We start from the raw sequence: 10,231 nt of genomic DNA, 5'->3' as shown, positions 1-10,231 counted from the left end.
TTTTACATACTGTTCAGTTTTCAAGGTTCCTGATGCTTTCGCATCGAACGCAGAAGGAGGGATTTGAACCCTCGCGCCGCTACTAACGACCTACTCCCTTTCCAGGGGAGCCCCTTCAACCTCTTGGGTACTTCTGCAGGTTGATTTTCATATCTTATAAAATTAATAACCGCTCTTGAAACGGAGAGAGTGGGATTCGAACCCACGCGCCCTTTCGGACAAACGGTTTTCAAGACCGCCTCGTTATGACCGCTTCGATATCTCTCCAAAAATGTGCTTAACCATTATATAATGGATATTCATTTTTGTCAAGGACTTTTTCACTTTCTTTTTGAAAGTTTTCACAATCACCTGTGCGTCTTGACTCTTTAATTTTTGTTTCTGCTTTCTCAGCGGCAACAGAACATATTTTATCACTACTAAAGTATAAAGTCAACTGTTTTTTTGACTTTATTTATATTTTTTCGACAATCGAAAAAAAGAGGACGAAAGACCCAAAAGTCCCTCATCCTCTTGATTCTATAACGTCTTCTGATTAGCCAATCAGCTTACCTACGTTCAGCTTAACGCCCGGACCCATGGTAGAAGTCATGGTTACGCTCTTTAAGTAAGCGCCCTTTAAGGTAGCTGGTTTTGCCTTCAGGATAGCGTCAATAAGCGTCTGGAAGTTGTCCGCTAACTGCTCCTCTGTGAAGGAAGCTTTACCTACTGGCACGTGGATAATGTTAGTCTTATCAAGTCTGTACTCGATCTTACCGGCTTTGATATCATTGATAGCTTTGGTTACATCCATAGTAACAGTACCAGCCTTCGGGTTCGGCATTAAGCCCTTCGGTCCAAGTACACGACCAAGACGTCCTACAACGCCCATCATGTCCGGAGTAGCTACTACTACGTCGAAGTCTAACCATCCCTCGTTCTGGATCTTCGGGATCAGCTCCTCAGCGCCTACGAAATCTGCGCCTGCAGCCTGAGCCTCTTCTGCCTTCGGTCCCTTAGCAAATACAAGGATACGAACGGTCTTACCAGTTCCGTGCGGCAGTACAACTGCACCACGGATCTGCTGATCAGCATGACGGCCGTCACAACCAGTTCTGATATGAAGTTCTACGGTTTCATCGAATTTAGCACCTGCAGCCTTCTTCACGATGGAGATGGCATCTGCAGCTTCATAAAGGCTCGCGCGATCTACTAATTTAGCAGCCTCTACGTATCTTTTTCCTCTTTTCATTATAAAAAACCTCCTAGTGGTATTGTCGGGGAATTCCCTCCCACGTTACTGATAAACATCCCGAAAATTACTCGGCAACTGTGATACCCATACTTCTTGCTGTACCAGCGATCATGCTCATAGCAGCTTCAAGGCTTGCTGCATTTAAGTCAGGCATCTTTAATTCTGCGATCTTCTGCAGATCCTCTTTCGAGATGCTAGCTACCTTAGTCTTGTTCGGTGTAGCGGAACCGGATTTAATCTTGCAAGCTTTCTTTAACAAAACGGCAGCCGGCGGAGTCTTTGTGATGAAGCTGAAGCTTCTGTCAGCATATACAGTAATAACAACCGGGATGATCATATCGCCCTGGTCTGCTGTCTTAGCGTTGAACTCTTTCGTGAACTGTACGATGTTTACACCGTGCTGTCCAAGAGCCGGACCTACTGGCGGAGCTGGTGTAGCCTTTCCAGCAGGAATCTGTAATTTAATATATCCTGTAACTTTCTTTGCCATTGTTGGCACCTCCTATAAATTGTGGTAATTGCGGGGATTTCCCTCCCACAGGCTCATAAATGAACCTCTTTACATCATCTTCTTGATCTCTGTGAAGTTCAGTTCAACCGGTGTCTCACGGCCAAACAGTTCTACACGAATCGTCAGGGTCTGTCTTTCCTCGTTGATGGACTCGATAACACCAACGGTATCTTTCCATGCCCCTGTCGTTACAACAACCGTGTCGCCGACCTCAAAGTCAACGACAACGCCGGTTTCCTTAAATCCGAGACCGGCCATCTCCTCTTCCGTCAAAGGAACCGGTTTGGAGCCCGGACCAACAAACCCGGTCACTCCGCGGGTGTTGCGTACTACGTACCAGGTATCATCATTCATAACCATGTTGATCAGTACGTATCCGGGAAACATCTTCTTGGCAACCTGTTTATTGGCTCCATTCTTGACTTCGATAACTTCCTGCATCGGCACGGAAACCTCTAAGATCTGATCCTGAAGGTTCCGGTTCTCGATCGTCTTTTCGATGTCAACCTTTACTTTGTTTTCATAGCCGGAATAAGTATGCACTACATACCAATTTGCTTCTGCCATATTTCTCACCTTTGCCTTTACATAACGAAGTGCAGTCCAAACACGATTGCCGTGTCAAGAGCCGCAATGATAAGTCCCAGCGCAACGGAAACGGCGATGACCGCTCCAGTCTGCTTCGTAACTGTCTCTTTGTCAGGCCAGATGATCCTTTTGTACTCAGCTTTTAGACCTTTCCAGAAACTCTTTTTAGGAGCTTTTTTGGTATTTTCTGTATCACCCATTTTTGTCCTCCAAAGCGCTCAGGCAGATGCCCGATCGCGCAGAACCAACCAGTTACTCTTACTTCGTCTCTTTGTGTAACGTGTGTGTCTTACAGAATCTGCAGTACTTTTTGGTTTCCATTCTGTCCGGATGAGTTTTCTTATCCTTGGTCATGTTGTAATTGCGCTGCTTGCATTCTGTGCATGCCAGTGTAATTCTTGTACGCACAACTTCCACCTCCATTTTTCTTAGTATGCGATCTTTCCACTCTCCAACCGGAAATCTGGTTTTTGAGCATAAAAAAAAGACCTATGTTCTTCCATTCGCCCGTCTACTATATCATAAAAGAAGCGGCGCGTCAAGCAATAACTTGCCGACATTCGCCGCCTCTTTTATATTATAGATATCGTTTTCACTCAGTGCAGGCTGGAACCAGATTCTGCCCGCGCCTCGTATTTCACATTATCAGGACTTACAATGATGCTATAAAACAATCAGAAACGTTTACTCATCGGTTTCTTCCTCATCTGCCGCCTGGCTTCCGATAAAATGCGCCATTTTTCCAATCTTACCCATATGGCTTGTATCCACGCGGGTGATCTCCGGCTCATCAGCTTCCACAACATCATCCTCAAGCGCGGCGTTCTGATGCAGGGCGCCGCCCTCCTGATTCTCCGCATTTTCCGGATTTTTTGTCACGGATGGATATTCTTCCGGGTTTTCCTTGGCATCCGCAAGCTTTTCATTCATGAATGTCTCAAACTGCTTTTGCTCTTCCTCGCTGGAAAATGCCGACTTGGCGATAAACTGCCAGGTTTTCTCGTTCGTCTCAAGCAGATACATCCGCTCAATCTCAACCATCTGCTCAATGTCGCTGTAGCTGTAAGTCTTGGTCATCTCCTGTGCCGCAACCGTCATGGTCAGTGTCTTCTCATCCAGCGTCAGATGTACGACTGGGAAATTGCCCGTCTTTTCCAAATTTTTAAGTCCGCTCCGTTTCCAGATCATCCGCTCCTGGTTCTGGTTTGAAATCATGTAAAACATGCCGATGCCGACCAGCACCGCTATCACGATGGACGGTACAAGAAGAACCAGATTGCCCTTTGCCTGCATCACATTTTTTCCCAGAAAGAGAGCTAAAAATGCGACATATAAGAGTGCCGACACCATCTTCATTTTCTTGGACTCATGCTTAAGCACGTTCCAGTGAATCCAGTTTTTATAATCTTCCTTTTCCAGGCGATATTCAAATTCCTGCATTCTTTTTACTCCTTTTCTTTCTTACTTGAAATCTCCCCCTGCATTCCTTCCGTCTCCTGAACCTCTTTTTGCCTCTCCCGCAAACTTTTAGATTCAAATGCTTTCTACTATTCTTTTCATCCAGAAATGCCGGAGTATTTCCACTTATAAGGCTTCCCTCTGCCTATCTTCTCTATCATATCCCACTTTAGCGTCCTTGTCCAATACAAACGGCAAAAAAGCAGACTTTTTCGATCCCCGCAGACAGAAGCGCCCGGGTACACGCTTCCGCCGTGCTGCCGGTCGTATAAATATCATCCACGAGAAGCACGTTTTGCACACCACTTGCCCGGATTGCCTCCGAATCTGCCTGAAACGCCTGCTGTAAATTCCGGAGCCGTTCATCTGGATTCAGCTCTTTCAGGGGTTCTGTATTTCGTATCCGATATAAAAATTCCGGGCACACCGGCATTTCCAGCCGCTCGCCCATCCGCTTTGCCAGAACCTCCGCCTGATTGAAACCGCGTTTCCGTTTCCGCGCCGGGTGGACCGGAACGGGAACCAGACCGTCAAACTGCCACTCCTCCCGATTTTCATACTGCCTCAGCTTTTCCGCTGCAGCTTCGGCATAAAAATCGAGATATTCCCTCTTATTTTTATATTTAACCGCTGCCATCGAGCGCGCAGCTTCCTCCGTATAGTTAAAGAGTGCCATCCCACGCGCAAATAATCGGCGGTGTTTCACACAGTCTGGACAATATTCGATTTCTTCACTCCAAACTTCTTTTCCACATTTCTGACAAACCGGCGATTTGACAGGCGAAAGCCTCAAAAGACACGAAGGACAGATAAGCCCGCCCTTCGGCGTCACGATCTCCCCGCAGACCGGGCAGCGCCTTGGATATAGCGCATCCAGAGCGGCGCGGGGGAATTGATTCCATTTTATATTTTTTATCACAATGTCTCCATAATTTCTTCAATGCGGTCGCGCAGTCCCGAATAGCGCTTCTGTTCCATCGCATTGTCCACCATCTGCTGAAACACATACGGGACACCGACCAGGCAGACACAGGCTCTTGCCCTTGTAACCGCCGTGTAAATCAGATTCCGCGTCATCAGCATCTGCGGTCCGCTCCAGACCGGAATCACGACCGCCGGATACTCGCTTCCCTGCGACTTGTGGATCGTGATCGCATATGCCAATTCCAGCTCCTCCAGCTGCTTGAAGCTGTACTCGACACGTTTTCCCTCATCATACTCCACGGTTACCAGCTCCGCAAAGGTATTGATCTCGCGGATGCGCCCAAGATCCCCGTTGAACACGCCGGCTCCCTTGTCCACCGGGATGCCGCTGCGGTTGTAGGAAGTCCACTCAATCTGGTAATTGTTCTTGATCTGCATGACCTTGTCGCCCACACGAAACGTCGTCTCGCCATACTCTTTTTCCGCCTTTTCTGCCGATGGCGGATTTAAAAATTCCTGCAAAATGGAATTTAACCGTATCGATCCCAGCACTCCCTTCCGCATCGGCGTCATGACCTGTACCTCAAACAAATCGGCATGGACGTAATTCGGCAGTTTTTCACGTACCAGCGTGATCATTGCATTGATGATCGCATTCGGATCATCACGCTTTATAAAGAGGAAATCCCTGCTTGACTTTCCGATCGGAATGCGCTCTCCGGCATTGATGCGGTGGGCATTGACGATAATATCGCTCTGCGCCGCCTGCCGGAAAATCCGGGTTAGCTTTACCACATGGAAACACTCTGACTCGATGATATCACGCAGGACATTGCCCGGTCCGACGCTCGGAAGCTGATCCACATCACCCACCAGAATCAGACGTGTGCCGACATTGACCGCCCGGAGCAGCGAATGCATCAGATTGATATCCACCATCGACATTTCATCGATAATGATGACATCAGCTTCCAGCGGATTGTCCTCGTTCCGCTCAAAATGCATCGAAGTCGTCCGGCTCTTCTCATCCTCCTCTGGCATTCCCGTCAGTTCTAACAGGCGGTGAATCGTCTTCGCCTCATAGCCTGTCGCCTCGGTCATCCTTTTTGCTGCGCGTCCGGTCGGGGCTGCCAGCAGGATATCCATGTCGCCCTTTTCAAAATACCGGATGATCGTGTTAATCGTCGTCGTTTTTCCGGTACCCGGACCGCCCGTGATTACCAAAAGTCCGCAGTTGACCGCCTCAATCACCGCGCGGATCTGCAGTTCATCCAGCTCGATCTGTTCCTCTTTCTGGATGACTGCCAGACTTTTCCGAATCTGTTCTTCCGATTCGGAACCAGTGATGTTTAAGTCGTGCAGCATGCGGGCGGTGTTTAGCTCGGTATAATAGTAGTGTGATGCATAAACGGCGCATTCCGGGGCGTTTGCTATATTTGATACATTTGATGCATTCGGTTCACCCAAAACATCTGGCTGCGGCTGCATCTGCCCCGACACTGCCGATTCCGCCTGAACAAAAACATCCATTTCTGCTGTTTTCTGCTTTTTCCTCTCCCGGATCACCAGCCGTTTATCCATCTGCATATCCATCAGATGCTTGTCAATCTCGGAAATCTCAACCTGTAGAAGCTTTGCCGCCCGATCCGCCAGCTCGTCCTCCGGCAGGTATGTGTGCCCGTTCGCCGTCGCCTGATAGAGTGTATACAGGATGCCGCTCTTGATGCGGAAATCCGAATCTGCCACGATTCCTATCTTCGCCGCGATCTCGTCTGCCATCTTAAAACCGACGCCCGGAATATCGTCCGCCAGCTTATACGGATTGTTCTGGAGAATCGTGTACATTGCCGGACCGTATTCCTGGTAGATTTTAACCGCCAGATTGATGGAAATGCCATAATTTTGCAGAAACATCATCGCCTGGCGCATATCGCGCTTTTCCTCGACCTGTTCACCGATGGACATCGCCATTTTTTCACTGATTCCCTTGACCTCCGCGAGGCGTTCCGGCTCTTCTTCCATGATGCGGAATGTGTCCGCCTTAAATTTTTTAACAATCCTGGAAGCTAAAGCAGCCCCGACGCCTTTGATGGCGCCGGAGCCTAAATATCGTTCCATGGAAACAGTATCCTCAGGCGCTTTCAGCTCATAGCTTTCCACCGCCATCTGTTCCCCGTAAATCGGATGCTCGGTCATACGCCCGCTCGCCTCGATCATCTCGCCCTCTGCGATGTAGGAAAAAGTGCCAACCAGCACATATTCCTCCCCGTCGTCCAAGCCGCTGATAGAGAGAACCGTATAGCCATTGTCCTCATTGCGGTATTTTATTTTTTCAATATATCCTTTAACTGCTGCCATATTTTTATGCTATCCGCCTTCCGGCGGTTCTCTTTAATCGTAGTTTTTCTTCTCACCGTGAGCGAACTCGATAAACTTACCAGTTCCGATCGCAACTGCGGTCAGCGGATCCTCTGCGATCATCGTGGAAATGCCAGTTTTCTCCTCGATCAGGGCATCCAGACCGCTTAACAGTGCGCCGCCGCCTGTCAGTACGATACCACGGTCAAAAATGTCGGCTGCCAATTCCGGCGGCGTCCGCTCGAGTACGTTGTGAACGGCATCTACAATCTGGAGTGCCGGCTCGCGCAGCGCTTCCAGCGTCTCGTCGGATGTGACAACGATCGTCTTCGGAAGTCCGGTAACCAGATTTCGTCCGCGCACTTCCATCGTGATTACCTCCGGACGGCGGTATGCCGCACCGATATTTATCTTGATCTCCTCAGCGGTTCTCTCACCGATCAAAAGATTGTGTTTCTTTCTCATGTAACGGACCAGTGCCTCGTCGAAGTCATCACCAGCCACTTTAATAGAAGTGCTGACTACGGTACCGCCCAGAGAAATAACGGCGATATCTGCCGTACCACCACCAATATCTACGATCATGTTGCCGCACGCCTTGGAAATATCGATACCAGCGCCGATCGCAGCTGCTACCGGCTCCTCGATGATCGAAACCTCGCGTGCGCCAGCCTGGTAAGTCGCATCCTCAACCGCCTTGCGCTCTACCTCGGTCGCACCGCTCGGGATGCAGACGCTGATACGCGGCTTGCGGAGTGTCTTCTTGCCGACTGCCTTGTTGATGAAATATTTCATCATCTTCTCTGTCACTGTATAATCTGAAATAACCCCCTGGCGCAACGGACGGACCGCTACGATATTGCCAGGGGTTCTGCCGATCATCAGGCGGGCTTCCTCGCCGATCGCCATGATCTTATTCGTATCCCGATCGATCGCCACTACGGACGGCTCTTTCAGTACGACACCTTTTCCCTTGATATATACAAGGATGCTGGCTGTACCCAGATCGATACCAATATCATTGGACATCAACATAGTTGTTTTCCTCCTGCTCTGAATATGCACTCTTGAGTACATAAATCTATGAGTTTCATTGTATTTTATCTTCTTTATTTCAGCTTTTTTCGCTGTCATCCAGCCCGCGCATTGTTTTAGAGCGGACTATACCACTTACTATTATATACAACTTTCGATTCTTTTGAAAGAGGTTTTTATTTTTTTATGGACTTTATATTTTTTTTATGAAAGGGACATATTTTAGTCACAAGTTTCTCCTATAATACAAGTATGTTATCCGAAAGGGTAACAGGCCTTTGTTTCAAGTGTTACTTGAAATAAAAAAGCTTTTTCATACTCATACCGGACGATACAAATCGTCCGGCCCCCCTAAGCCAATTTCTTTTTTATATATACCTACCATTCCCAATTTAAGAAAAACAGGAACGCCGTCGGACTCTCAGCCGATGGCGTTCCTGTTTTTTGTCAGTGCCGGACACCTAAAAAAAGGGCTCTATACTGAATGTTGGGGTACGCTGAAAAACATTTTTTTCTTATATTTTCAGACTCCACTCACTGCAGTCCCAGACCTTCGTTGCGAATCCCTCATAGAAATCCGGTTCATGGCAGATCAGAAGGATATTTCCTTTGTACGCCGCCAGCGCACGCTTTAACTCCTCCTTCGCCTCAACGTCCAGATGGTTCGTCGGCTCGTCGAGAAGCAGAAGGTTCGTCTCGCGGTTGATCAGCTTACACAGGCGCACTTTTGCCTGCTCGCCACCGCTGAGCACGCGCACCTGGCTCTCGATGTGCTGGGTCGTCAGACCGCATTTTGCCAGTGCGGAACGCACCTGGTACTGGGTGTAGGACGGAAATTCTTTCCAGATCTCATCGATGCAGGTCGTCGTATTGCCCGGCGCCATCTCCTGTTCGAAATAGCCGATGGAGAGATAATCGCCCAGCGTCACCTTGCCGGACACCGCTGGAATCAAACCTAAAATACTCTTTAAAAGCGTCGTCTTTCCAATTCCGTTGGCACCGACCATCGCAATCTTCTCGCCGCGCTCCATATAGAGGTTCAGCGGACGGGACAGGGGCTCGTCGTAACCGATCACCAGATCCTCCGTCTCAAAAATACATTTTCCGGAGGCTCTCGCCTCCAGGAAGTTGAACTCTGGCTTCGGTTTTTCCTTCGCCAGTTCGATCACATCCATTTTATCCAGCTTTTTCTGGCGGGACATCGCCATATTTCGCGTGGAAACACGCGCTTTATTGCGTGCCACAAAATCCTGCAGCTGCGCGATCTCCTGCTGCTGACGCTTATACGCTGCCTCGAGCTGCGCTTTCTTCGCCTCGTGCACCTCGAGAAACTTGTCGTAATCGCCCACATAGCGGTCAAGCCGCTGATTTTCCATATGATAAATGATATTTACTACGCTATTTAAGAACGGAACATCGTGTGAAATCAGGATGAACGCATTTTCATATTCCTGCAAATACCGTTTCAGCCACTCGATGTGCTGCACATCCAGATAGTTCGTCGGCTCGTCCAGCAACAAGATATCTGGCTTTTCCAGAAGCAATTTCCCGAGCAGTACCTTCGTTCTCTGTCCGCCGCTCAAATCCGTTACATCGCGGTCCAGACCGATATCGGTCAGCCCCAGCGCACGTCCGACTTCCTCCACCTTCGCATCGATGGAATAAAAATCGTGGTTCATCAGAAGATCCTGGATCGTTCCCAGCTCTTCCATCATCACGTTCATCTCATCCTCCGATGCCTCGCCCAGATGGTCGCAGATTTCATTCATCTGCACTTCCAGCTCAAACAGGAAGGAAAATGCGCTCTTCAAAACCTCGCGGATCGTCATGCCTTTTTCCAGCACCGTGTGCTGATCCAGATAGCCGACGCGCACCCGCTTTGACCACTCTACTTTTCCCTCGTCCGGCTGCATATGCCCGGTAATAATATTCATAAACGTCGATTTACCCTCGCCGTTCGCACCGATCAGACCGATGTGCTCACCCTTTAACAGGCGGAACGAAACATCCTGAAAAATCGCCCGGTCACCAAAACCGTGGCTTAAATGTTCTACATTCAGTATACTCACGTGTGTACCTCTCCTATTTTTCTTTTTATTGTAAATTGTTTGTATTTGTTGAAT

Annotated in this window: 10 protein-coding genes and 2 tRNA genes; all 12 read right to left on the bottom strand. The window is 48.7% G+C overall.

The features are described 5' to 3' along the window. Positions 1-48: 48 nt before the first annotated feature. Positions 49-137 (bottom strand) — tRNA-Ser (locus DXD12_RS13155). A gap of 44 nt (positions 138-181) precedes the next feature. Then, a tRNA-Ser gene (locus DXD12_RS13150) sits at positions 182-267 on the bottom strand. 268 nt (positions 268-535) lie between these two features. After that, a complete protein-coding gene (gene rplA / locus DXD12_RS13145; protein ID WP_022359097.1) occupies positions 536-1,231 on the bottom strand; it encodes a 50S ribosomal protein L1 in 696 nt (231 codons plus the stop codon). A gap of 67 nt (positions 1,232-1,298) precedes the next feature. Further along, on the bottom strand, positions 1,299-1,724 hold the full coding sequence (rplK, locus tag DXD12_RS13140) for a 50S ribosomal protein L11 (protein WP_022359098.1): 426 nt from the start codon (positions 1,722-1,724) through the stop codon (positions 1,299-1,301). A gap of 69 nt (positions 1,725-1,793) precedes the next feature. After that, on the bottom strand, positions 1,794-2,312 hold the full coding sequence (gene nusG / locus DXD12_RS13135; RefSeq protein WP_022359099.1) for a transcription termination/antitermination protein NusG: 519 nt from the start codon (positions 2,310-2,312) through the stop codon (positions 1,794-1,796). A 17-nt stretch (positions 2,313-2,329) separates the two neighbouring features. After that, positions 2,330-2,533: a preprotein translocase subunit SecE gene (secE, locus tag DXD12_RS13130; protein ID WP_022359100.1), complete on the bottom strand. Its 204-nt coding sequence runs from the start codon at positions 2,531-2,533 to the stop codon at positions 2,330-2,332. Positions 2,534-2,591: 58 nt separating this feature from the next. After that, positions 2,592-2,756, bottom strand: a complete 165-nt coding sequence (gene rpmG / locus DXD12_RS13125) for a 50S ribosomal protein L33 (protein ID WP_207722866.1) — start codon at positions 2,754-2,756, stop codon at positions 2,592-2,594. A gap of 261 nt (positions 2,757-3,017) precedes the next feature. Continuing rightward, positions 3,018-3,773, bottom strand: a complete 756-nt coding sequence (locus DXD12_RS13120; protein WP_118472563.1) for a YcxB family protein — start codon at positions 3,771-3,773, stop codon at positions 3,018-3,020. A gap of 187 nt (positions 3,774-3,960) precedes the next feature. Further along, positions 3,961-4,710 carry a ComF family protein gene (locus DXD12_RS13115; protein WP_243105397.1) on the bottom strand — a complete coding sequence of 250 codons (750 nt, stop codon included), beginning with the start codon at positions 4,708-4,710 and terminating at the stop codon, positions 3,961-3,963. After that, on the bottom strand, positions 4,707-7,073 hold the full coding sequence (locus tag DXD12_RS13110; protein ID WP_118638505.1) for an ATP-dependent RecD-like DNA helicase: 2,367 nt from the start codon (positions 7,071-7,073) through the stop codon (positions 4,707-4,709). The genes DXD12_RS13115 and DXD12_RS13110 overlap by 4 nt, the downstream gene beginning before the upstream one ends. A 33-nt stretch (positions 7,074-7,106) precedes the next feature. Next, a complete protein-coding gene (locus tag DXD12_RS13105; protein WP_022359104.1) occupies positions 7,107-8,108 on the bottom strand; it encodes a rod shape-determining protein in 1,002 nt (333 codons plus the stop codon). Positions 8,109-8,623: 515 nt separating this feature from the next. Beyond that, positions 8,624-10,177: an ABC-F family ATP-binding cassette domain-containing protein gene (locus DXD12_RS13100; RefSeq protein ID WP_022359105.1), complete on the bottom strand. Its 1,554-nt coding sequence runs from the start codon at positions 10,175-10,177 to the stop codon at positions 8,624-8,626. Positions 10,178-10,231 lie beyond the last annotated feature (54 nt).

The organism is Clostridium sp. TF11-13AC (assembly GCF_003481065.1).
In the GTDB taxonomy this organism is placed as follows: domain Bacteria; phylum Bacillota; class Clostridia; order Lachnospirales; family Lachnospiraceae; genus Otoolea; species Otoolea fessa.
Note: the sequence above shows the minus strand (reverse complement) of the source record. Positions and strands in the feature narration are given on the sequence as shown.

Bases quoted from the DNA above. Each gene is read 5' to 3' on its own strand.
- rplA (WP_022359097.1), bottom strand. From the start codon at position 1,231: ATGAAAAGAGGAAAAAGATACGTAGAGGCTGCTAAATTAGTAGATCGC.
- rplK (WP_022359098.1), bottom strand. From the start codon at position 1,724: ATGGCAAAGAAAGTTACAGGATATATTAAATTACAGATTCCTGCTGGA.
- nusG (WP_022359099.1), bottom strand. From the start codon at position 2,312: ATGGCAGAAGCAAATTGGTATGTAGTGCATACTTATTCCGGCTATGAA.
- secE (WP_022359100.1), bottom strand. From the start codon at position 2,533: ATGGGTGATACAGAAAATACCAAAAAAGCTCCTAAAAAGAGTTTCTGG.
- rpmG (WP_207722866.1), bottom strand. From the start codon at position 2,756: ATGGAGGTGGAAGTTGTGCGTACAAGAATTACACTGGCATGCACAGAA.
- DXD12_RS13120 (WP_118472563.1), bottom strand. From the start codon at position 3,773: ATGCAGGAATTTGAATATCGCCTGGAAAAGGAAGATTATAAAAACTGG.
- DXD12_RS13110 (WP_118638505.1), bottom strand. From the start codon at position 7,073: ATGGCAGCAGTTAAAGGATATATTGAAAAAATAAAATACCGCAATGAG.
- DXD12_RS13105 (WP_022359104.1), bottom strand. From the start codon at position 8,108: ATGTTGATGTCCAATGATATTGGTATCGATCTGGGTACAGCCAGCATC.